22 protein-coding genes are annotated in these 21,266 nt (G+C 66.9%); 10 read left to right on the forward strand and 12 right to left on the reverse strand.

The window, feature by feature from the left end; all coding sequences use genetic code 11:
- The first annotated feature begins 59 nt into the window (after nucleotides 1-59).
- The 4 genes from B8446_RS14715 (at nucleotide 60) to B8446_RS14730 (ending at nucleotide 5,248) form a co-directional block, all read left to right on the forward strand.
- Nucleotides 60-1,364 carry an RsmB/NOP family class I SAM-dependent RNA methyltransferase gene (locus B8446_RS14715; RefSeq protein WP_048850925.1) on the forward strand — a complete coding sequence of 435 codons (1,305 nt, stop codon included), beginning with the start codon at nucleotides 60-62 and terminating at the stop codon, nucleotides 1,362-1,364.
- A 107-nt stretch (nucleotides 1,365-1,471) separates the two neighbouring features.
- The gene (rpe, locus tag B8446_RS14720) at nucleotides 1,472-2,152 is read left to right on the forward strand and encodes a ribulose-phosphate 3-epimerase (RefSeq protein WP_048850927.1); all 681 of its coding nucleotides are present in this window, start codon (nucleotides 1,472-1,474) and stop codon (nucleotides 2,150-2,152) included.
- A 72-nt stretch (nucleotides 2,153-2,224) separates the two neighbouring features.
- Entirely contained in the window at nucleotides 2,225-4,117 is a 1,893-nt protein-coding gene (locus B8446_RS14725) for a heparinase II/III domain-containing protein (protein ID WP_048850929.1), read from the forward strand.
- A gap of 9 nt (nucleotides 4,118-4,126) precedes the next feature.
- On the forward strand, nucleotides 4,127-5,248 hold the full coding sequence (locus B8446_RS14730; RefSeq protein WP_048850931.1) for a glycosyltransferase family 4 protein: 1,122 nt from the start codon (nucleotides 4,127-4,129) through the stop codon (nucleotides 5,246-5,248).
- On the opposite strand, the gene B8446_RS14735 is transcribed toward B8446_RS14730, so the two are convergent.
- The 9 genes from B8446_RS14735 to B8446_RS14775 form a co-directional block, all read right to left on the reverse strand.
- A complete protein-coding gene (locus tag B8446_RS14735) occupies nucleotides 5,243-5,860 on the reverse strand; it encodes a response regulator transcription factor (protein ID WP_048850933.1) in 618 nt (205 codons plus the stop codon). The genes B8446_RS14730 and B8446_RS14735 overlap by 6 nt on opposite strands.
- On the reverse strand, nucleotides 5,857-6,960 hold the full coding sequence (locus B8446_RS14740; protein ID WP_158507606.1) for a sensor histidine kinase: 1,104 nt from the start codon (nucleotides 6,958-6,960) through the stop codon (nucleotides 5,857-5,859). The genes B8446_RS14735 and B8446_RS14740 overlap by 4 nt, the downstream gene beginning before the upstream one ends.
- Nucleotides 6,930-7,466, reverse strand: coding sequence for a hypothetical protein (locus B8446_RS14745; protein WP_048850937.1), 537 nt, complete (start codon nucleotides 7,464-7,466; stop codon nucleotides 6,930-6,932). The genes B8446_RS14740 and B8446_RS14745 overlap by 31 nt, the downstream gene beginning before the upstream one ends.
- On the reverse strand, nucleotides 7,463-7,999 hold the full coding sequence (locus tag B8446_RS14750; protein ID WP_048850939.1) for a hypothetical protein: 537 nt from the start codon (nucleotides 7,997-7,999) through the stop codon (nucleotides 7,463-7,465). The genes B8446_RS14745 and B8446_RS14750 overlap by 4 nt, the downstream gene beginning before the upstream one ends.
- A gap of 280 nt (nucleotides 8,000-8,279) precedes the next feature.
- Complete coding sequence (gene tyrS / locus B8446_RS14755) at nucleotides 8,280-9,542, reverse strand: tyrosine--tRNA ligase (protein ID WP_048850941.1); 1,263 nt, start codon at nucleotides 9,540-9,542, stop codon at nucleotides 8,280-8,282.
- A 119-nt stretch (nucleotides 9,543-9,661) separates the two neighbouring features.
- The gene (locus tag B8446_RS14760; RefSeq protein WP_048850942.1) at nucleotides 9,662-11,017 is read right to left on the reverse strand and encodes a hypothetical protein; all 1,356 of its coding nucleotides are present in this window, start codon (nucleotides 11,015-11,017) and stop codon (nucleotides 9,662-9,664) included.
- Nucleotides 11,017-11,901 carry an ABC transporter ATP-binding protein gene (locus B8446_RS14765; RefSeq protein ID WP_048850944.1) on the reverse strand — a complete coding sequence of 295 codons (885 nt, stop codon included), beginning with the start codon at nucleotides 11,899-11,901 and terminating at the stop codon, nucleotides 11,017-11,019. Before B8446_RS14765 ends, B8446_RS14760 begins: the two co-directional genes overlap by 1 nt.
- Complete coding sequence (locus B8446_RS14770) at nucleotides 11,888-12,517, reverse strand: Crp/Fnr family transcriptional regulator (RefSeq protein ID WP_158507607.1); 630 nt, start codon at nucleotides 12,515-12,517, stop codon at nucleotides 11,888-11,890. The genes B8446_RS14765 and B8446_RS14770 overlap by 14 nt, the downstream gene beginning before the upstream one ends.
- Nucleotides 12,518-12,751: 234 nt before the next feature.
- A complete protein-coding gene (locus B8446_RS14775; protein WP_084712378.1) occupies nucleotides 12,752-13,567 on the reverse strand; it encodes an alpha/beta hydrolase in 816 nt (271 codons plus the stop codon).
- A 411-nt stretch (nucleotides 13,568-13,978) separates the two neighbouring features.
- Here B8446_RS14775 and B8446_RS14780 point away from each other — a divergent pair, with 411 nt between their 5' ends.
- From B8446_RS14780 to B8446_RS14800, 5 genes are all read left to right on the forward strand, one after another.
- A complete protein-coding gene (locus B8446_RS14780; protein ID WP_048850947.1) occupies nucleotides 13,979-15,109 on the forward strand; it encodes a cysteine desulfurase family protein in 1,131 nt (376 codons plus the stop codon).
- Nucleotides 15,106-16,242, forward strand: coding sequence for a cysteine desulfurase family protein (locus tag B8446_RS14785; RefSeq protein ID WP_048850949.1), 1,137 nt, complete (start codon nucleotides 15,106-15,108; stop codon nucleotides 16,240-16,242). Before B8446_RS14780 ends, B8446_RS14785 begins: the two co-directional genes overlap by 4 nt.
- A gap of 43 nt (nucleotides 16,243-16,285) precedes the next feature.
- Nucleotides 16,286-16,600 carry a ferredoxin family 2Fe-2S iron-sulfur cluster binding protein gene (locus B8446_RS14790; protein WP_048850951.1) on the forward strand — a complete coding sequence of 105 codons (315 nt, stop codon included), beginning with the start codon at nucleotides 16,286-16,288 and terminating at the stop codon, nucleotides 16,598-16,600.
- Between the two features lie 157 nt (nucleotides 16,601-16,757).
- Nucleotides 16,758-17,846: a tRNA 2-thiouridine(34) synthase MnmA gene (gene mnmA / locus B8446_RS14795; protein ID WP_048850953.1), complete on the forward strand. Its 1,089-nt coding sequence runs from the start codon at nucleotides 16,758-16,760 to the stop codon at nucleotides 17,844-17,846.
- A complete protein-coding gene (locus B8446_RS14800; protein WP_048850954.1) occupies nucleotides 17,843-18,502 on the forward strand; it encodes a glutathione S-transferase family protein in 660 nt (219 codons plus the stop codon). The genes mnmA and B8446_RS14800 overlap by 4 nt, the downstream gene beginning before the upstream one ends.
- 176 nt (nucleotides 18,503-18,678) lie before the next feature.
- On the opposite strand, the gene B8446_RS16350 is transcribed toward B8446_RS14800, so the two are convergent.
- The 3 genes from B8446_RS16350 to B8446_RS14810 form a co-directional block, all read right to left on the reverse strand.
- Nucleotides 18,679-18,855, reverse strand: a complete 177-nt coding sequence (locus B8446_RS16350) for a hypothetical protein (protein ID WP_158507608.1) — start codon at nucleotides 18,853-18,855, stop codon at nucleotides 18,679-18,681.
- Between the two features lie 76 nt (nucleotides 18,856-18,931).
- Nucleotides 18,932-19,648: a YfdX family protein gene (locus B8446_RS14805; RefSeq protein ID WP_048850956.1), complete on the reverse strand. Its 717-nt coding sequence runs from the start codon at nucleotides 19,646-19,648 to the stop codon at nucleotides 18,932-18,934.
- 85 nt (nucleotides 19,649-19,733) lie between these two features.
- Nucleotides 19,734-20,411 carry an arylesterase gene (locus tag B8446_RS14810; RefSeq protein ID WP_084712380.1) on the reverse strand — a complete coding sequence of 226 codons (678 nt, stop codon included), beginning with the start codon at nucleotides 20,409-20,411 and terminating at the stop codon, nucleotides 19,734-19,736.
- Here B8446_RS14810 and B8446_RS14815 point away from each other — a divergent pair.
- Nucleotides 20,410-21,159 (forward strand): ABC transporter ATP-binding protein, encoded by a 750-nt coding sequence (locus tag B8446_RS14815; protein ID WP_084712381.1) that lies wholly within the window; start codon nucleotides 20,410-20,412, stop codon nucleotides 21,157-21,159. The genes B8446_RS14810 and B8446_RS14815 overlap by 2 nt on opposite strands.
- The last annotated feature ends 107 nt before the right edge of the window (nucleotides 21,160-21,266 follow it).

The raw sequence follows: 21,266 nt of genomic DNA on the forward strand, positions 1-21,266 counted from the left end.
GGCGCGGCATGCCATGGGCTCCGATCCGAACGGCGTACGTCCGAGTGACGGCTGCCTGAATGACGACCGCGAAGAACCTTGCCCGCATCATGACCCAGTCCCGTCCCCGACGCCCCGCCCGCCCATCGCCCGCCGATCCGACGCGCGATATCGCGTTCGATATCGTGTGCGGTGTCGTCGAGCATCGGCGGATGCTCGAGACCACGCTCGAGCGCGCGCCGGATACCGATCCCCGCGATCGCGCCAGCGCGCACAGGCTCGCCGCCACGACGCTGCGCCACATGGGCACATCCGGCGAAGTACTGGCGCCGCTGCTGCGCCGCGAGCCGCCGGCGCCGGTCCGGGTGGCGCTGCTGATGGGTGTCACGCAGCTCCTGTTTCTGGACGTGCCACCCCATGCGGCAGTGGGCACGATCGTGGACATGCTGCGCAGGCGCGGGCTTGCCCCGTTCGCAGGCCTCGCCAACGCCGTCCTGAGGCGCGTCGCCAAGGATGGGCAGGCCCTGCTCGATGGCCTCGACCAGTCCCGCCTCGATGTGCCGGCATGGCTTTGGAGCGCCTGGGGAGCGCGTGCCCGCGCGATCGCGAAAGGGCTGCATCGCGAAGCGCCGCTCGACCTGACGCTGCGTCCCGGGGCGACGGCGCCGGAAGGCGGCATCGTCATGCCGGGCGGCAGCGTTCGCTATCCGGCGGGAACACGCGTCACGACGCTCGAAGGCTTCGAGGCCGGCACGTTCTGGGTGCAGGACATGGCGGCGGCCGTTCCCGCGCGCCTGCTCGGGGATGTCGCGGGCCAGCGCGTCGTGGATCTGTGCGCGGCGCCGGGCGGCAAGACGGCGCAGCTCGCAGCAGCCGGTGCGTCCGTCATCGCCGTGGAGCGCGAGGCGGGACGGATGGCGCGCCTGCGTGAAAATCTCGCCCGGATCGGCGTATCCGCGGAGACCGTGGTGGCCGATGCGGAAAGCTGGCGTCCGGAGACACCGGTCGATGCGGTCCTGCTGGATGCCCCCTGTTCCGCGACCGGCACGCTGCGGCGTCATCCGGACGTGCTGTGGGTGAAGCGGCCGCGCGACGTCACCGCGCTTGCGGCAGGGCAGGACCGGCTGATCGATGCGGCCCGTGACATGCTGCGGCCGGGCGGCGTGCTGGTTTATGCGGTGTGCTCGCTGCAGGACGAGGAAGGCCCGGACCGTGTGCGTGCCGCGCTGACCCGGGGCTGGCGGTGCGAGCCGATCGGCGCGGACATGCTGGCGGATCTGCCCGAAGCACTGACGCCCGAGGGGTGGTATCGAACGCATCCGGGGATGCGGCCGGACGAGGGCGGCATGGACGGATTTTTTGCGGCACGGCTGATCAGGATCTGATCCACGATTTTTTGCTGTGTCTTGACTGATTCTTTACCGATGTCGGGCAGGATGGAATGTGGGTCGCGGGTTGCGCCACGCTCCCAACTTGCCGATATGTTGAAGCCATGACAGCCCTGCACCCGCCCCTGATCGCCCCCAGTGTCCTGTCCGCCAATTTCGCCCGCATGGCGGAAGAGGTCGCGGCCGTGGAAAAGGGAGGTGCGGACTGGCTGCATCTCGACGTCATGGACGGGCATTTCGTCCCGAACCTCACGTTCGGCGCGCCTCTGATCAAGGCTCTGCGCGGGGACTCGAAACTGCCGTTCGATGTCCATCTCATGATCGAGCCGGTGGATCCTTTCCTGGAAATGTTCGCGAAGGCCGGCGCGGATCACATCCATGTCCATATCGAGGCGGGGCCGCATGTGCACCGCAGCCTCCAGACCATCCGGGCCCTCGGCAAGAAGGCCGGGATCGCGATCTGCCCTGCGACACCCGCATCGGCGATCGCGCATGTGCTTGATCTGGTCGACATCATTCTGGTCATGACGGTGAACCCGGGCTTCGGCGGGCAGCGGTTCATCGAGAGCCAGTTGTCCAAGATCCGCGAATTGCGGGCGATGGCCGAAGCAAGCGGGCGTGATATACGTATCGGTGTTGACGGTGGGATCGACGTCGAGACAACCCCGCGTGCGACCGCTGCCGGTGCGGACATGCTGGTGGCTGGAACCGCGATCTATGGCCAGTCCGACTATGCGCGGGCAATGAATGCACTGCGGGAGGCAAGCCGCCCTTATGCCCCCTGACGGGCCTGTTGCCGGGCACTTGCCCGGCCGATGTGACACAATGCGCTTCAGCGCCGGACAGTTGTTGAATTGATGGGTTTTGGGAATTTCCTTCGCAGCACCCGTCTTTCACTCGCCCGGGTTCCGGCGTTGCCGGGCCTTGGCCGGGCTCCCTCCGAGCCCGGGCTGGTCACGCGCGACCTCTGGAACGGCGACGCCGCCCGTGGGGCGCGCATGCTGCGTGGCAGCCTGCCGTTCGATGGGCATCGGTTTCCATTTCCGGAAGACGGGCGCGAAACCTGGGAACGTGCAGCGCTTCCGCCGGAAGCCCGTGCATACCTGCTCGGCTTCTCGTGGCTCCGCGACCTGCGCACCCTGGGCACGGACGAGGCACGCCTTCGCGCCCGGGCGCTGGTCGGAAGCTGGCTGGACCATCCGCCGACCGATCCCCTGATTGCCGATGCCTGCGTGACCGGCTCGCGGCTCGCGGCATGGCTCGGCAACTACGATTTCTTCGCGGCATCGGCCGATGACGGCTTCCGGCAGAGACTGATGGACCGCATCCTCGTCGAGGCCCGGACGATTGCGGCTCTCCTGCCGCTGTCGAACCAGGGCTGGCGCGGTCTGTCCGCCCTGCGCGGACTGCTTGCAGCAGCGCTCGCCCTGCCGGGCCATCGCGGACTTCTGCTGCGGTTCCAGCGCTATCTCGGGCCGGAGCTGGAACGCCTTGTCCTGACGGATGGCGGCTTTGCCGAACGCAGCCCCGAGGCGCAGTTTCAGGGCGCGCGCGAACTGGCCGAGATCGCTGCGATGCTGCGCACCGCGCAGATCTCGCCCCCGATCAGTCTCGGCACGACGTCCGAGAAAGTGTGCGCAGCGCTGCGGGCCATGCGTCATGGCGATGGTGGTCTCGCGCTGTTCAACGGGGCCTTTGAGCACAAATCCAGCGACATTGAGCAGGTCATGCACTACGGCGCGCGTCAGCGCCTGCTGGCGCCCGGCCTGCCGGACACCGGTTTCATCCGGATCGCGCTGGGTCGTGCGCTGCTGCTCGTCGATGCAGGCAAACCGCCCCCGCCCGGGTTCGATCGCGGCACGCATGCCGGAACGCTGTCATTCGAATTCAGTGTCCAGCGCCAGCGGCTTATCGTGAACTGCGGCGCCGCCTTTGACGGCGCATGGGCAAAGGCCCTGCGTGAGACAGCGGCGCATACCGCCCTCGTCCCGGATGGGCGATCGAGCTCCGATTTCGCACCGAACGGCGGCCTGTCGCGCCGCCCGGTCAACGTGCGCGCCGAACATCAGGCGCAGAACGGGGCGCACTGGCTCGACCTGTCGCATGACGGCTTTCGCGCGTCGCTCGGGGCGACATGGCAGCGCCGGCTGTATCTTGGCCAGGACGGCGAGGATCTGCGCGGCGAGGAAGTGTTCGAAGGAGAGCGCGAGACGCCGTTGGCCCTGCGGTTTCATCTCCATCCACAGGTCGAGGCGCATCTGGCTCCGGATGCTGACGAGGTGCTGCTGCACGCGAGCGGCATGATCTGGCGCTTTCGTCAGGAAGGAGGCGTGCTGTCTCTGGAAGACAGCATCTATCGCGGCAGCGGATTGCCCGAGCCCACGCTCCAGATCGTCGTGCGTGCACCGATCCCCACACCTCCGCCGGAAGAGCCCTCATCGCCCGAGCCCGCCGGCGAAACAGAGTCTGCTGCGGACACCGCCGCGCCAGTTGAACAGGCCGAGGCGACGGCGGGCAGTGCATCGAAGACCGCCGAGTTGCTGCCTGACGGGAAGGTCCCTGATCAGCCGGCTGGAGACGCGCAGACCGATCCGGTTGCGGCTGACACTGAACCGGCGCCTGTGCCTTCCGCCGAGCCGGTTCCGGCGCAGCCTCGTCCAGTCGCGATGCCGAATGCGGTTCCGCGTCGCGCACCGACCAAACGCGTCAAGCAGGTCGTGCGGTGGGCATTCGAGCGGGTTCCGGACTGACGGTTCCGCGTGAAGATTCTCGAGGTCACCAACGTCGATTTTTCGCTGAGGCAGTTCGTGCTGCCGCTGATGCGTGGTCTGCGCGACGCGGGCCATGAGGTGATCGGCGTCTGTGCCGACGGACAGCATCTGGAAGCCGTGCGTGCGGAAGGATTTGCGGTCCGTCCGGTGCCGATGGCGCGTAGCCTGTCGCCCTTGGCCCAGTGGCGCGCCCTGCGAAGCCTGATCCGCCTGATCCGCCGGGAAAAACCGGATATCGTCCACGCACACATGCCGATCAGCGGGCTGCTGGCGCGTCTTGCGGCGAGGGTCTGCGGCGTGCCCACGATCGCCTATACGGGTCACGGCTTCCTCTTCAACCAGCCGGGCTCGCGGCGCCGCCGCATCGCGGCGCGCGTGCTCGAATGGCTCGCGGGGCGGGTGACGGACCTCTACATGACCGTCTCGACGGAGGAGGCCGCCGACGCACGGCGGCTGCGGCTTCATCGTCGTCCGATCGGAATCGGCAACGGACGCGATCCGGCACGCTTCGCGCCCGACCCGGCGGCCCGTGTCCGTGTCCGTGCGGAACTCGGTGCGGCACCTGACGCCATCGTGGTCCTCGCGGTCTCGCGCCTCGTTCGTCACAAGGGGTATCCCGAACTTCTGCGGGCCATGGAGCTTGTCCCGGATGCCACGCTCTGGATCGCGGGCGCGCGTCTGGCGTCGGATCACGGGCAGGACATGGCCGCTGTCTTTGCGGACGCCGCCGCGCGGCTGGGTCCACGCCTGAAGCTGCTCGGCTATCGTGAAGACACGGAAGCGCTGCTGGCAGCGGCCGACATCTTCGTCCTGCCGAGCCATTTCGAGGGCCTGCCGATGTCGATCATCGAGGCGATGCAGACGGGACTTGCTGTCGTTGCGACCGACATCCGGGGGCCGCGCGAGCAGATTGTGAACGAGGAGAGCGGACTGCTTGTCCCCCCCGGTCTGAGCGCGCCGCTGGGTCAGGCCATCGCGCGACTGGCTCGTGACCCGGCCTTGCGCGCGCGTCTGGGGCAGGCCGCGCGGGCACGAGCCTGCGCGCTTTATGACGAGAATGTCGTGGTCAGGCGAACAGTCGCCCTGCTGGAGCGGGCCGCCCGGTCATAGCCACCCGTTGGCGCGCGCGATCCGGCCGGCCTCGATCCGGTTCCGGGCGCCGAGTTTCTGGACCGCTTCCGAGAAGTAGTTGCGGACCGTCCCGGGCGAGAGATGAAGGGCCTCCGAAATTTCCTTGTTGGACCGACCTGCTTCGGCCAGGCGCAGCATGGCGCGCTCGCGATCGTTCAGCGGGTCCGGCAGGGCGTCCCATACGGTCTCGGCCAGTTCAGGCGCAATCGCCCGTCCGCCTGCGACGATCTTGCGGATGGCGTCCGCGAGTGTCGCAATCGGCGCGTCTTTCAAGAGGTAACCGCGCACGCCCGCATCCAGCGCCCGCCGCAGGTAGCCCGCACGCCCGAACGTCGTCACCACCATGACACGGGTTTTCGATCCATCCGCGCGCAGACGCTCCGCGACATCGATCCCCGTCAGCCCCGGCATCTCGATATCGGTGACAAGGACATCGGGCGCATGCTCACGCACGAGGGCCAGTGCCTCATCCCCGGTGCGGGCACGTCCCACGACGTGGATATCGCTCTCGAGCGCCATCAGCGCGACCAGCGCATCCAGCAGCATCGCCTGGTCCTCGGCCAGCACGATGCGGATTCCGGCTCCGGTCATGACGGCGCAAGCCGCGCCGTGATGCGCAGGCCGGGCCGGAGGGCGTGCACTTCCAGCGAGCCGCCGGCTGCGGCAAGCCTTGCACGCATCCCGAGCAGGCCATTGCCCTCACGCGGGGCGGCGCGTGTCGTGCCGTTGTCCTGGACGATCATTTCCGCGATCTCGCCGTTCTCATGGGTCAGGATGATGGTGCAGGCGGTGGCCTGCGCATGGCGGATCACGTTCGTCACGGCTTCGCGCAGCGCCATGGCCAGAACGCCGTCGCGGGCCGGGGCGATCGGCGCGGTCTCACCGACGACATGCAGCGCGACACCCGCACTGGTGAGGGCTGCGCGTGCCCGGTCCAGCTCGTAGGCAAGCGACGCTCCCTTCATGCCGGTGACGGCGGCCCGCACTTCGCGCAGGGCCGTACGGGCCGCGGTGCCGATCTCCTCGATCTCGGCGGCGGTGCGCGCGGGATCGCGCGCCATCATGCGCCCCGCGAGATCCGCCTTGATGGCGATCATGGTCAGCGAATGGCCCAGCAGGTCATGCAGGTCCCGTGCGATCCGCTCACGCTCCGCCGTGGCGGCGAGACCGCGCACTTCGGTCTGGGCGGCAAGGAGCTGCTTGTTGCGCTCCAGAAGACTGATACGCGAGAACATGGCCATGGCGATCAGCACGCCCAGCAGCACCCCGAAGCCAGCATCGATCGGCGGGCGGTGGGTCAGGGCCGTGAAGGCCGGAATGGATGCCAGCAGCAGGGCAATGACCACGAGGGCCTTGCGTCTTGGCACGATACGGGCGGCAGCGCTGACGGCATAGGTGGCGAAGACCGTCCATGCGCCGTGATAGGGCGCCAGCACATATCCGATCGCGGCAAAGACCACGGCCGGATAGAGGGGCATCGGCTTGTCTTCCGGAACGCGCAGATAGATCGGCAGGAAGACCGCCACACCCGCCGCACTCATCCAGATGTCATGCGGGCTCGGGTGATCCTCGAGCCAGGGCAGGGGATAGATGAGAAGATAGGTCAGCCAGATCAGGCGCGGCAGGCCGTATCGGCGCGTCCGTCCGGTATCGGCAGCCGTCATGCCAGGGCCCTGACGAGGGCCGGCCACGCGATCTCCATCGAACCCATCCAAAGTGCTGCCCCCGCGACCAGTGCCGCGACCGCCTCGCGCATGTCGCCGGTCCATCCTATCAGCGCCACGGTCCCTCCGGCCACCATGACCAGCGCCGTTCGATACAGTCCCGGCCGATGGAAAACACGTGCCAGCGGAATGAAATGAAGGCCCACCGCGATGGCGACCAGTGGCGGTATGACATCGGCACGGCCCAGCGCATTGCCGAGGCCGACCGCGCCGACGGCGCCGATCGTCTCGAAGGCGACGGCTGCTCCGAATATCCGACTGTCCCGGGGTGTCCGGGGCGGGCGAGCCGTCCTGAGGCGCGTTGCCCGCAAGCCGAACCCGAACAGGACGAGGGAGACGATCAGGATGGCCGCAATCGGCAGACTCTGTGCACGACCGAGCGCCGCCAGCCCTCCCACGAGCCATATCGCGCCCATGAAGGCCGGGACCGCCACGCCAAAAACGGCACCTTTCTGCGCCTCGGGCGCACTCACGCCGGCAACACCGTGCGGGCAGCGCCCATCTGTTCCGTCCGCCACAGGCGAACCACGCATCCGCCCCAGACCACGATCGCCGTGCCGAACCCTGCGACCGCCACATGATACGGCAGCGCCAGCGCGCCCAGGGTGATTCCGATCACGAGCGCACCGACCCACAGATGCACAGGCTCCCGCAATGCGCGGGCGAGGGCGAGATAGGACACGCCGATCATGAGGCCGATCAGCGGCAGCAGCAGGTCGGGCCGATGCAGATCGCGCACCAGCGTCACGACGATGACGATGGCAACGATACGGCCTATGCGCGTCATGCGGGACAGGCTGGCATCATGCACCGTCTCGGGCCGTTTCAGCACGAGGTCACGCCTCAGGAACCAGGCCATCAACGCGATGTCGATCGCGGCGATCACACCGATGGCGGGAATTTCCGGAGCATGTGCTGCAACCACCCCGCGCCATGCCCAGATGCCGGCATAGAGCAGGCCGAATCCATCCCGGAACAATCCCCGCCACTGCACGCCGTCTGTCATGATCGTCCGCCCCTGCTTCCTGCTCGTGTAGATGATCCGAACACCGGGCGCGAGAAAGCGGACCTGTCGGCGATCAGATGGAGCGCATGACGGATGTCATGTTGCGGGGATTTCCATTCGACGCGGCGTCAGTCATCCGCGCCTGGCAGCAGCGGTCAGGTATGGATGCTTTCCGCCGAGCCGGGACATGGCGTTGCATCGCCATGCGAAACTAGCCGCCGCCGGTGACGAACCGGCAGGACAAGGCAACGCCCAGGCCGTCGACGCGTGAAATTTCGTCTTATGCGCCGGGACGCAGCAGCACATGGTGCTTCTTGCCGGACGACAGCTTGAGCGCGCCGTCCACCAGATCGGCTTCCGTCACGACGCGGTTCTCGTCCGAGACGACGACGTCGTTCAGCCGCGCGCCGCCACCACGTACCAGGCGGCGGGCTTCCCCATTGCTCCCGGCAAGGCCTGCTGCCACCAGAAGGCGGAACATCGGCGCGCCCTCGGCCAGTTCTGTGGCCGGAAAATCCCGGCTCGGCAGGGCGGCCGCGATCGTCGCGCCCTGTTCGAACGTACGGCGTGCCGTCTCGGCAGCTTCCTCGGCCGCCTCGCGCCCGTGGCACAGCGCTGTTGCCTCGGTTGCGAGCACTTTCTTGGCCTCGTTGATGGAGGCGCCTTCAAGGGCCGCGAGACGATCGCATTCCTCGACCGGAAGATCGGTGAACAGCTTGAGGAAGCGCCCGACATCCGCGTCTTCGGTGTTGCGCCAGAACTGCCAGTATTCGAATACCGGCAGCTTGCCGGCCGACAGCCAGACCGCGCCCTTGGCGCTCTTGCCCATCTTCGCACCCGACGAGGTGGTCAGCAGCGGCGCGGTCAGACCGAAGACCTGCGTCTGGTCCGTGCGCCGGACGAGATCGATGCCCGAGACGATGTTGCCCCACTGGTCGGAGCCGCCCATCTGCAGGCGGGCGCCATAGCGGCGGTTCAGTTCCCGGAAATCGAAAGACTGCAGGATGCAGTAATTGAATTCGAGGAACGTCAGGCCCTGCTCGCGATCCAGACGCTGACGCACGCTGTCGAAGGACAGCATGCGGCTGACCGAGAAATGCACGCCGACCTCGCGCAGGAGGTCGATATAGGAGAGCTTGTCGAGCCAGTCGCCATTGTTCGCCAGAACCGCATCCGAGGGACCATCGCCGAAGGTGATGAACTGACGCAGGCTGGCCTCGATCCCGCGGAGATTGTGCGCGATCATCTCGTCCGTCATCAGGCTGCGGGCATCATCGCGGAAGGACGGGTCGCCGATCTTCGCCGTCCCGCCGCCCATCAGCGCGATCGGGCGATGGCCGTGCTTCTGCATCAGGCGCAGCAGCATGATCTGCAGGGCGGATCCGACATGCAGCGAGTCCGCCGTCGGATCGAACCCGATATACCCCGTCACCGGCCCCGCCTGCATCGCGGCATCCAGGGCCGCGAGGTCGGTGCACTGGAAGACGAAACCGCGCGCGGTCGCTTCGATCAGGAATGGGCTCTGGAGCGGGCTCTCGGTCATCGGATAGTCGGGGCTCTTGCTGCGGATTGGCGGTGAGGATCAGGGGCCTGGGCCTCGCGTCCTATCACGGCGCATCGCCAAAGCCCAAGCCATGCGCATCATCGCGAAACATGTGGTCCTCAGCCCGTCTCCAGCGGCCAGTCCGTTCGCGCCAGACGCCGTGGCGTGGCGGTCAGCAGGAGGACGCCGACAAGCAGGAGCGCAACACTGCCCAAAAGTGCCGGCAGGCGCGGCTCCGCGCCGAGGCAGACGCCTTCGCAGGCAGCGGCCGCCAGAATCATGCCCAGGATCGCCCCTGCGAACACCAGCCCCTGAGATCCGAAGCGCCCTGTCAGGACGATTGCGCAGGGCAGGCAGCTCGCCCCGAACAGCGCACTCGCCACCGCCAGGCCGACCGAGCTGGCCATGGCGATGGATATGCTTCCCATGGCAGCCAGAATACCGGTCATGATGACGGCATTGACGATGCTCATGATCACGGCACGGCGAATGAAGGCCGCCGTCAGGGCCCGGGCGAAGTTCAGGCGCGAGCCGTGAAAGCCGGTTGCAAACAGGATCGGCCAGTCGTCCCGGTGACGCAGCCAGTCGCCGGATGTCATGATCGACAGCGCGGCCGCCAGGGGAACCTGCACGCGCACGACCGGTGCGACGGCATGCCATGTGCTGCCATGCCCATGTGCACTGACGAGCGCGCTTGGTATGGCGAAAAGGAGGAAGGCCAGGAAGCGGCCAGCCGGGGCTGCGATCTCGCCGGCCAGTCCTGCGGATGACGACAGCGTCGCCGGCAGACAGTTGGTGCTCTGGCCCCGGTCGCGGCCGGCTCTGCGGGCCGGGGCGCTGCCCGATCGTTCGAGCATCGTCTCCATGCGCGCCATGGCGTCGGTTGTCCGGACACGATCGAACGTGAGTGCGTTTGCGATGCCTGCCGCCGCGCAGACCGCGACCGGCCAGCCAATCCACGCGGGCAGTGTCAGCATGGCCGTCTGGATGCTCGGGACGAAAGACAGCACCATGATCGGCAGCATGATGAGCATGCGCAGGGCCATCTGCACATGCGTGCCGTTGCGTTGCGTGGGGACGAAACTGCCGAACGCGAGTGCGGTCGCGACATAGGCCGCGGCTCCGCCGGACGTGGCGCCGCTGCGAAACAGAAGGGTTGCGAGCACGGCGCCGACCAGTGCCGCAAACGCCAGGGCGGCTCGATATTCGCTGCGTTGCAGACCGGGGACGGTAGGTGCGATCGGATTGTCCACCTGTCGCCAGTAATGGGCTGCGATGGCGCTCATGGCGAACGAAATGCCCATGGCGCTTGTGTTGGCACCGTGATGCTCGCGCGAGATCCCGTCGGATGCGATCTGTACCAAGCTGCTCACGAGCAGGAAGAGTGCCGTCAGCGCAAAGGGATTGCCCCGGATGAAGATGGGCGACGCATACTGCCGCAACGCCCGCCAGTCCGTCGTGGACCAGAGCGCCATCAGCGCGTGATCTCCAGATAGGCGGCTTCGAGGTCGGGGCGTTCGATACGGATCGGCCAGGGGAGATTGTCGAGAGCGAATGCCGGATCGTGATCCGGCCAGTTGCCGACCAGCGCCGCGTTCGTGCCCGGATCGCGGCCGACCACATGCAGTGCCTGCGGCAGGAGGCGCGTCCAGTCTGCAGGTGCTCCGGGCGCGGGCGTCAGGCGGCGGGTCGCGGCATGAAACGTCGTCGTCGGCACGTCGAGGACGAGCACGCCGCGCCGCATGAAGAGCAGCCGCGAGCAGACCTTTTCCAGATCGGACAGGATGTGGGACGAAATGACGACGCTTGCCCCGGTAGCCGTGCAGTAGTCCGACAGGAGATGCATGAAGTCGTGGCGCGCCTGTGGATCGAGGCTTGCCACCGGCTCGTCGAGGATCAGGGCTTCCGGGCGGTGCTGCAAGGCCAGCAGGATTGCGAGACGCTGTTTCTGTCCGCCCGAAAGTGTCGATACGCGGGCCTTGGGATCAAGGGCGGCCCAGCTCAGCCAGGCAGAATCGGGCGTCGGAGCACCGGGGTAGAAGGCGGCGAGATACCTCAGGAGCTGTCCGACACGATAGCTGCCGAAGCCGCCCATCGTCTGCGGCACGTAGCCCGTCCGGGCGCGGGCCTCGCGCGGCATTTCGCGCACGTCGTGGCCCAGCATGTGCGACGATCCCGAGTCCGGCAGGAGAAACCCGAGCAGGCAGCCGATCAGTGTCGATTTGCCCGCGCCGTTGGGGCCGAGCAGCGCCACGATCTCGCCCGGCGAGATCGAGAACGAGACGGCATCGAGAACGGTGCGGGTGCCGAAACGCTTGGTCAGGCTGCGGGCATCGAATGCGGCTTCAGTGTTCGACATAGATGCGCAGAGCGTCGGGTTCGATGGCGATCTCGCGTGCCGAGTTGCGTCGGATCAGGCCGATCTGCTCGAGCTGTCCCAGGGCCCGTGAGACGGTTTCGCCGGAAAGGCCGAGATAATCCGCAATGTCGCGACGATCCGCGAACAACGTGACGACGTGCGTCGCCGGATCATAGTGATCGGCGTGATGCGTGCATTCCAGCAGGAACGATGCCATGCGATGGGCCGCGTCCGTGCCCGAGACGGTGACGAGCATGCGCTGTGTATTGCGCAGTTCTGCCGCGGCCTTGACCAGGAACTCGTTCTGCAGGAGCGGCTGGGTCAGCAACAGGCCGTGCAGCCTGTCGCGGGGCATCGCAAGAACCTCCGTCTCGCACAGGGCGGCCGCCGAATTGACGTAGCGTCCCTCGTCCATGAGACCGCAGAGATCGCCTTGCCAGTGAAACGCCAGGATGTGGCGGCGGCCTTCGACCGTCAGATGGGAGATACGCACGATGCCGGAGCGGATCAGGAACAGGCACGTGGCGTCCTCGTCCTGCGCGTAGAGCATCTGGCCGGGCGCCAGTGTCCGCACGGTGCTGATATCCGCGAGTTGCACCAGATCGGTCGAGGGCACGGTGGCCTGATCTGCGGGTGACGAGGGAAATGGAGGAAACCAGCCATTTACGCCTCGGATGCGCAATGTCGGCCCTTCCGGGGACATCGTGGTCTGTGGTGTCGGTTCCACAATGCGATCCTTGCGAGAGAATGTCCGCAGTGATCGCTACCAGAAACCGCAGCGCTTGCAATGCAGGGGCATGGCGCGTGCCCCGTCCGCGACAGGGACGGGGCACACGGGGTCAGGCCGGGATCAGTCGGCCGCCAGCGCCATCGAACGACGGGCGAGCATCGTCGTCACGTGATCCTCGAGTGCTTCCGATACGCGATCAGCGTGGCTTGCGAAGATGTGGTCGGCACCGGGGAAGATCCGGTAGTCGACCTGCACGCCCTTCTGGGTGTTCAGCTTGTCCACAAGCTTGCGAATGCCGGGCTCCGGCGCCAGTTCGTCGCGCTCGCCCGCAATCATCAGGCCGCCGCATGGACAGGGCGCAAGGAAGCCGAAATCGTAATCGTTGGCGGGCGGCGCCACGCTGATCCACCCCGAGATTTCCGGGCGGCGCATCAGCAGCTGCATGCCGACGAACGCACCGAAGGAATAGCCCGAGATCCACAGCGTGGACGAGTTCGGGTTGACCATCTGCATCCAGTCGAGTGCCGCCGCCGCGTCGGAAATTTCTCCGATGCCGCCGTCATAACGGCCCTGGCTGCGGCCGACGCCGCGCGAATTGTAGCGCATCACCGAGAAACCCATCTTCTCGAAGCTGCGATACATCGCATAGGTGATGCGATTGTTCATCGTGCCGCCATGGAGCGGATGCGGGTGCAGGACGAGCGCGAGCGGGGCGTTGGGCTCGTTGGAGTGATGGTAACGTCCCTCCAGGCGCCCGTCGGGGCCGGCGAACATGACTTCAGGCATCAGGGTGGATCCCGCAATATCCGGGCCGGCGCGGTTCGGCATGGCGCCGGCAAGTGTGAGAGAACGGGACGCGGACCGGAACCGGCGATGCCGCGCCGGCCGGGCGTCCAGGACGAAAGGTAAGGGTGCGGGCCGCGAAACAGGGCGCAGGACCCGGACAACCCGTCCGTCGTATCAACGGAGGTGGCGTGGCGCTCCACTGGCGAACGGCAGGACGTATCGGATCAGGGCGCAGTTCCGATGAGCGGAAAGCAGAACGCGATGCCGGTCTGTGACCATCATGTGGCGCAATCCTAAAACCCCGTCAGGATGCGGTCCGGCTGTCGAAGCCGATGCATCCGATCATATCGCGCGGCCCTCGGAGCCGCGCCATCTCCGCGCCGTGATCGGCGCCGATGCGGCGTGTATACCGGCATGGGCTCGTGAAATGCCACAGGAATCGTCAGAAAACCTGCCCTTTGCTACCGTATGGGGCCCGATCCACGGTTGAGGGTGATGCATCTTGCACGCGGATGACGTGCGGCCGATCTATGAGACCATCATGTCCCGTCCGGCTTTACCATGACCGAGTCGCGTCTCTACTGCGACGCCAATGCAAGCGACGTGCTTCGGCCCGAAGCAAGGGGTGCGGCGCTCGAGGCTCTGGCCTGTGTCGGCAATCCGTCCTCCGTCCACGCCGAGGGCCGCCTTGCGCGCAGACAGCTCGAGGGCGCGCGCGAAATCGTGGCATCCCTTCTGGGCGTGACGACTGAAGGCTGCGTGTTTACCGGTGGCGGCACGGAAGCCAATGCGCTTGCGATCCATGCTCTGGGGCAGGATCGGCGGGTGCTGGTCGGGACGACGGAGCACGACGCGGTGCGGCTGGCCCGGCAGGATGCCACACCCGTGCCCGTTCTGTGTGATGGCACGCTCGATCTGGACGCGCTTGAGCAGGCGTTGTCCAACGGGCCGCCGGCACTTGTCTGTGTCATGGCGGCGAACAACGAGACCGGGGTCCTGCATCCGCTGAAAGCCATCTCGGCGCTCTGTCGTCGTCATGGTGCCCGGCTGCACGTCGATGCCGTGCAGGCCGCAGGCCGGATGCCGTTCGATCTCGCGCAGGTCGACTGCGATTCCGCGGCAATCTCGGGACACAAGATGGGCGGGCTGAAAGGCGCGGGGGCCGCATTGTTCCGCGGTCCCTTCGCCGTGCCCGGCACCTTTGCCGCCCATGTCACGGGCGGCGGACAGGAACGCGGCCGCCGTGGCGGAACGCAGGCCCTGCCTGCCATCGCGAGCATGGCCGCAGCGCTCGCGGCCGCCAGGGCACAGGACTGGTCGTCGATCGGACAGATGCGCGATGGGATCGACGACGCTGCCCGAAAGGCAGGCGCGGTTGTAGCCGGCAGCGGAGCACCCCGCCTTGCCAATACGACGAGCCTTGTCCTTCCGGGTGTTGCCGCGCAGGTGCAACTGATGATGCTCGATCTGGCCGGCATTGCGGTCTCGGCCGGGTCGGCCTGTTCTTCAGGCAAGGTCTCGACGTCCCATGTGCTGGAGGCGATGGGCTTCGGCGCAGCGGCAGGACAGGCGATCCGTGTGTCCCTGCCGTGGAATGCAAAACCGGAGACGGCGTCGCGCCTTGCCGAGGCTTATGGTGCAATGGCGGCACGGCTTGGGAAGTCTCCTGCCGGCCACAGCGGGGTTTCATGATCTATCTCGATTATCAGGCCACGACGCCGTGCGATCCGACCGTATTCGAGACGATGGCGCCATGGTTCACGGAGCAGTTCGGCAACCCTCACAGCACGGGACACCTGCCTGGCGCGCTGGCGGCGGAGGCAGTGGAGCGCGCCCGGGCCGGCATTGCATCCCTCATTGGCGCGGAAGCGCGCGAGATCGTGCTGACATCGGGTGCTACCGAAGCCAACAACCTCGCGATCAAGGGCGCCGCGCGGCATCTGCGCGCCATGGGCGATCCAAGGCGCCGGGTGATCACTGTCGCAACCGAGCACAAATGCGTGCTGGAATCGGTGCGCGATCTTGGCGCCGAGGGCTTCGAGCCCGTCGTGTTGCCGGTGCGCGCCGACGGCGGCTTGGATCCGGATCGATTGCGTGACGCCCTGCGCGTGCCGACGCTCCTCGTGAGCATCATGGCGGCGAACAACGAGACCGGAGTCCTGCACGATCTGGACACGCTGGGCCCGATCGTGCGCGAGGCGGGTGCGTTGCTGCACAGCGATCTGGCGCAGCTTGCCGGCAAGCTGCCGACATCCGTCGCGGGCCTCGATCTCGCGTCGCTGTCGGCGCACAAGCTCTACGGCCCCAAGGGGATCGGCGCGCTTTATGTCCGCCACAAGCCGCGCGTGCGTCTGGCGCCGCTGTTTTCCGGAGGCGGGCAGGAGCGCGGTCTTCGCTCCGGAACGATCCCGGCCATGCTGGCGGTGGGCTTCGGCGCGGCCTGCGCTCTGGCGCGCGACACGCTGGACGGGGAGGGCGCGCGGATCGCCGCCCTGCGGGATCAATTCTGGCAAGGACTGCAGGACGCCTTGCCCGGCATTGCCCTGACCGGTGGCGATGCGCCGCGCGTGCCCGGCGCACTGCCGATCTGCCTGCCGGACGGCTGCGAGGCCATGACAACCATGGCGCGCGCACCGGATCTGGCGATGTCGACAGGCTCGGCCTGCTCATCCGCGGAAATCGCGCCATCCTACGTGCTGACGGCGATGGGGCTCGATCGAACACAGGCTGCGCGATGCTTGCGCCTGTCCGTCGGACGCTATACGTCGGGCGCCGATATCGCGCGTGCCACGGCCCTTTTGCAGAAAGCCGCTCTGGGGTGGTGACGCGCCATCGCCCATCATCAGAAAGTCGAGGACCAGGACCACGATGCCCCACATGATCTTCATCGAGCGCGACGGCACGCGGCGCGAGGTGGATGCGCCGCTGGGCCTTTCCGTGCTGGAAATCGCGCACAAGCACGACATCGATCTCGAAGGCGCGTGCGAGGGATCGCTCGCCTGCGCCACCTGCCATGTCGTGGTCGACCCCGCCTGGGCCGCGAAGCTCGCCAATCCGACCGATGACGAGGAAGACATGCTCGACCTCGCCTTCGGTCTGGAAAAGACGTCCCGTCTCGGCTGCCAGATCGTCATGACGGACGCGCTGGACGGTCTCGTCGTGCGCCTGCCGCGCACGGCCTGAGGGCAGTCTCGTTTTTCTGTAGATATCGAAGCGCAGAGACTTCTATGCGTTAAAGGCCCGTTCGCCTGCCGGCTCGCAGGGCGACGGGCCAGCAGAGGCTCTCGCCCCCTTCGATCAGAGAACTCCGGCGTCTCCTTCCGGGAAAGGACACATTCGATTGCGCATTCTTGCAGCGATGTCCGGCGGTGTGGACAGCTCGGTGGTCGCCTGCCTGCTGAAGGAGCAGGGCCACGAGGTGATCGGCGCCACTCTTCAGCTTTATGACAACGGCGCCTCCGCCAAGGCCGGCGCGTGTTGTGCCGGGCGGGACATCATGGATGCCCGCGCGGTCGCCGATCGCATCGACATCCCGCATTACGTGGTCGATTCCGAGGCGCGCTTCCGTGACAGCGTGATCGGCACGTTTGCCGACGCCTATGCGCGCGGCGAAACGCCCGTGCCGTGCGTCGCCTGCAATCAGGGTGTGAAATTCACCGACCTGCTCGGCATGGCGCGCGATCTCGGCTGCGACGCGATGGCGACGGGCCACTATGTGCGTCGCCTCGAAGGGGCTGCCGGCCCGGAACTGCATCGCCCGGTCGATGCCGCGCGGGACCAGTCGTGGTTCCTGTTTGCCACGACCCGCGCCCAGCTCGATTTCCTGCGCTTTCCCCTGGGCGAGATGCCGGACAAGGCCGCCGTTCGCGAACTGGCGGGCAAATACGGGCTCGCGGTCGCAGCCAAGCCGGACAGTCAGGACATCTGCTTCGTGACCGACGGTTCGTATGCCGGGATCGTCGAGAAACTGCGGCCGGAGATCGTCGGTGCAGGCGAGATCGTCGACCATGACGGTCGGGTCGTGGGCCATCACGAAGGTGTTGCACGTTATACGGTTGGGCAGAGCAAGCGCCTGGGCGATCTGCACACACAGATCGGCGAGCGGCAGATGGTCACCGCAATCGACCCGAGCCGCCGCCGGATCGTGGTCGGTCCGCGCGCGGGCGCGGGTGTTACGACGCTCGCCCTGCGCGACATGAACTGGCTGGCCGACCCTGCGGCCGTTGCGCGCTGCACCGTGCAGATCCGCGCGCGCGAAGGGGTGCGATCGGCTTCGGTGCGCGCGGATGGAACGGGCGCGATCGTCACGCTCGACGAGCCCGCGACGGCAGCGCCCGGTCAGGCCTGTGTACTGTATGATGGCACGCGCGTGCTGGGAGGCGGATTCATCCGGCGCGCGGATAGCGATGAGGAGCGCCTGCGCGCATGAGCAACCGGCTGGTCATCGGCACCAAACGATATTCGTCATGGTCGCTGCGCGGCTGGCTTGCGGTCCGGCTTGCGGGGCTCGACGTGGCCGAAGAGGTCGTGCGTCTCGCCGGCGGCGGACAGACCACGGCGTTGCGTGCGATCTCGCCGAACGGACTTGTGCCCTATCTGGAGCATGACGGCGCGCGGGTCTGGGAAAGCCTCGCCATCTGCGACTACTGCGCGGAAATTGCGCCTGGCCTGTGGCCCGAGGATCGCATCGCCCGCGCGATGGCACGCAGTGTCGCCGCCCAGATGCACGCGGGCTTTGCGGCCCTGCGCCGCGCGCTTCCGATGAACGAAGGCCGGATCGGTCGCGCGCGGGCAACGCCGCTGGACGATGCCGCCGTTTCGGATATCGCAGCGGTCGTGGCGCTGTGGGACGATTGCCTGAGCCGGTCGTCAGGCCCGTTCCTGTTCGGCGCGCAGTTCACGGTGCCGGACATCATGTTCGCCCCCGTGGTCTTCCGGTTCCGCAGCTATGACGTGGCACTGTCCGGCAAGGCCGCCGTCTATCGCGACGCCGTGCTGGCGCACCCGCTGATGCGGCAATGGCACGCGGAGGCTTTGGCCGAGCCGGCAGAGTGGCATCTGGAGCATTACGAAACTCTCGACTGACGCGGCGTTCGCCATACCTGATGCGTTGTTCGACCAGGTGACGATGCTGGTATGCCTTGATTGATCGCGACACTTTGTCAGGTACGGCTTCGGCACCTGTCAGAATTGCCGAGTGCGACGGAATCGAAGGCAAAGCCACAGGCTTCGGTTCGGACTGTTCCTGACTCCGGGTAACGTCAAGCACCGGTGGCATGCGCCCAGTAACGCATGTTGCCTTCGTCAGTCCGGATCGCGAGCCCGTCGTCCGCTTTCATGCCGCGGCCCTTGCGACAGGCGGGGCCGATCACAACGGCCTGTGCCCGGCTTGTGACGATGGCGACTACGCCGCTTTCATCCGTGATCCGAATGGTCACAACATCGAAGCTGTCTGCCAGCGCGCATGCTCATGGTGACAGGGCCGCATCGGACCGCTGTCACCGAGGACTTTATTTACGAACCGTGATGATGCCCGTGATGGCCAGGCTTGCCTGACGGCGTCGTGGGCTGCGCGGTTGCGACGATGTTGTCGGAGACGAACCGCACCGTTCCGATCGCATCTGTCAGCGCCTCGTTGGCATCCTTGACATCATTGCCCTGCAGGAAGACCGACGCTCGATAGACGTCCGCTGTCGCCTGCTGAAGCGGGGCCACGCCAAGGATGAAGTCCACGTCGATGCCGGATACCTGAAGGTCCTGCGCGGCCTGCTTCGGATTGCCCTGATGCAGGTGCTGGTTCGCGGTGGTCAGTGCCTGCTGCTTCTCGGGCGTCAGCGTCTCGGTGACGATGTACTGGCCGTCGACCGGAATCCAGGTGGTCGGGTTCGGGCCGGCGCTGCGAGTCGGCTGCGGCTGTCCGGGTGCGACCGGCAGATCGTGTTCAGCCTTCACGAACAGGCGGTGATCGTTCGCAGCCTTGGCAAGCCGGGTCTGCGCATCCTTGATCAGCGTCGTCGCCTGATCGGGCTGGTTGCTGCCCAGCGCCTGCTGGGCGGCTGCGATGTCGGCAAAGGCCTTCTGGCCGTCGATGGAGAGATGCGCGAAATCCTGGTTCACGGTGCTGGGCGTGGGGCTCTTCGCCATCGCTGTAGAGGTCATGGCGACCGGGGCCGCGATCAGGGCAACGCCGAGGGCAAGTGTGTGTGCCGCGGGGGTTTTCAGGTGAGGCATGGTCGGTATCAGTCCTTGTGTGATCTCTAAGACAAACTTTGTCATGAACCGATCGCGGCGCAAGGTCCACGCAGATGTGCGCGGGCTAGCTATGCGTTTCGCGTGCCTGTTGAAGCAGCCGCAGTACCGGCGGCAGGATCCGCCGGACGATGACATCGACGCCGGCCGCGTTCGGATGGATGCGATCGGTCTGCTGCAGCTCCGGATGCCCTGCGACGCCGTCAAGAAAGAACGGCTCGTAGAGAATGCCCGGGAGGGTCGAGATCCGTTCGAACACCGCCTTGAATTGCGCGCCGTATTGCGGCCCCATGTTGGGCGGGGCCAGCATCCCGCTTACCAGGACCGGAAGATGTGCCATCTGCAGGCGTCCGATGATGGCCCTCAGGTTTCGCTCCATCGTAGCCGGATCGAGACCGCGCAGGCCGTCATTGCCGCCAAGTTCGACCAGGGCCGCATCCGGTTTGTCGCCCAGAACCCAGTCGAGCCGGGCGAGGGCGTCCGTGCTGGTGTCGCCCGACACGCCGCCGTCGAGCACCTGCGTCTGCGCATGGACCGCATCCAGCGCCGATTGCAGTCGGGCGACGAACCCTTCCTGATGGGCGAGCCCATAGCCGGCCGTCAGCGAATCGCCCAATGCCAGGAGCTTCAGCGGACGGGACGCGTTGGGCGTTGCAGCCCGGATGCCGCCTGCAAAGGTCGCGGATGATGCAAGCCCGGCGAGAACGGCCCGACGGGCAGGGAACGATAAGATGGGACGAGACATGGACAGTGTCATTTCCTCCAGGGAAATCGGGGGGCGCGCGGAGGAAGGCGCTGGGCGGGATACGCCTGTCATTCAGGCGGATGACGTCTGGCTGAGCGTGCCCAAGCGAGGCGGATCCGGCAATGCGACGCTGGATATCCTCTCCGGCGTCTCGCTCGATGTCGGCCGGGGCGAGGCGATCGGGATCGTCGGCCCGTCCGGTTCGGGCAAGACATCGCTGATGATGCTGCTGGGCGGGCTGGAACGCCCGACGCGCGGGCGCATCATGGTCGCAGGGCGCGACATCGGGGCCCTGTCGGAGAACGACCGCGCGCTGTTCCGGCGCGACGCGTGCGGGATCGTGTTCCAGTCCTTCCATCTTATTGCGAGCATGAGCGCGCTCGACAACGTGCTGGTTCCGCTCGAGCTTGCGGGAGCCACGGATGCGACGGACCGTGCGATGGCAGCGCTCGACGCGGTGGGACTGGCGGCGCGCGCGTCGCATCGCCCGGCGGAGCTGTCGGGCGGGGAACAGCAGCGCGTGGCACTGGCACGCGCCATGGTCGGCGAACCGTCCGTGCTCCTGGCCGACGAGCCGACCGGCAATCTCGATCCTGAGACCGGCGCGCAGATCATGGACCTCATGTTCGCGCTGCGCGCTCGCGCGGGAACGACGCTGGTGCTTGTGACGCACGATCCGGCGCTGGCGGCCCGGTGCGATCGTTCGGTGCGCATGCAGGCCGGCCGGATAGTGGATACAGCAGCGTGAGGCCGTCCGGCGATTGGCGGCTGGCGCTAAGGCTGGCGTGGCGCGATCTGCGCGGCGTCGATCTAGAGCACGTCCACGTTATTCTGGTTCATACCCTGCGGCGGTGA

This window comes from Tanticharoenia sakaeratensis NBRC 103193, assembly GCF_000963885.1.
Lineage (GTDB): Bacteria > Pseudomonadota > Alphaproteobacteria > Acetobacterales > Acetobacteraceae > Tanticharoenia > Tanticharoenia sakaeratensis.

Coding starts and splice junctions, on each gene's coding strand:
- B8446_RS14715 (WP_048850925.1), top strand. CDS start 60: ATGACGACCGCGAAGAACCTTGCCCGCATCATGACCCAGTCCCGTCCC.
- rpe (WP_048850927.1), top strand. CDS start 1,472: ATGACAGCCCTGCACCCGCCCCTGATCGCCCCCAGTGTCCTGTCCGCC.
- B8446_RS14725 (WP_048850929.1), top strand. CDS start 2,225: ATGGGTTTTGGGAATTTCCTTCGCAGCACCCGTCTTTCACTCGCCCGG.
- B8446_RS14735 (WP_048850933.1), bottom strand. CDS start 5,860: ATGACCGGAGCCGGAATCCGCATCGTGCTGGCCGAGGACCAGGCGATG.
- B8446_RS14750 (WP_048850939.1), bottom strand. CDS start 7,999: ATGACAGACGGCGTGCAGTGGCGGGGATTGTTCCGGGATGGATTCGGC.
- tyrS (WP_048850941.1), bottom strand. CDS start 9,542: ATGACCGAGAGCCCGCTCCAGAGCCCATTCCTGATCGAAGCGACCGCG.
- B8446_RS14760 (WP_048850942.1), bottom strand. CDS start 11,017: ATGGCGCTCTGGTCCACGACGGACTGGCGGGCGTTGCGGCAGTATGCG.
- B8446_RS14765 (WP_048850944.1), bottom strand. CDS start 11,901: ATGTCGAACACTGAAGCCGCATTCGATGCCCGCAGCCTGACCAAGCGT.
- B8446_RS14780 (WP_048850947.1), top strand. CDS start 13,979: ATGACCGAGTCGCGTCTCTACTGCGACGCCAATGCAAGCGACGTGCTT.
- B8446_RS14785 (WP_048850949.1), top strand. CDS start 15,106: ATGATCTATCTCGATTATCAGGCCACGACGCCGTGCGATCCGACCGTA.
- B8446_RS14790 (WP_048850951.1), top strand. CDS start 16,286: ATGCCCCACATGATCTTCATCGAGCGCGACGGCACGCGGCGCGAGGTG.
- B8446_RS14800 (WP_048850954.1), top strand. CDS start 17,843: ATGAGCAACCGGCTGGTCATCGGCACCAAACGATATTCGTCATGGTCG.
- B8446_RS14805 (WP_048850956.1), bottom strand. CDS start 19,648: ATGCCTCACCTGAAAACCCCCGCGGCACACACACTTGCCCTCGGCGTT.
- B8446_RS14815 (WP_084712381.1), top strand. CDS start 20,410: ATGGACAGTGTCATTTCCTCCAGGGAAATCGGGGGGCGCGCGGAGGAA.
- B8446_RS14810 (WP_084712380.1), bottom strand. CDS start 20,411: ATGTCTCGTCCCATCTTATCGTTCCCTGCCCGTCGGGCCGTTCTCGCC.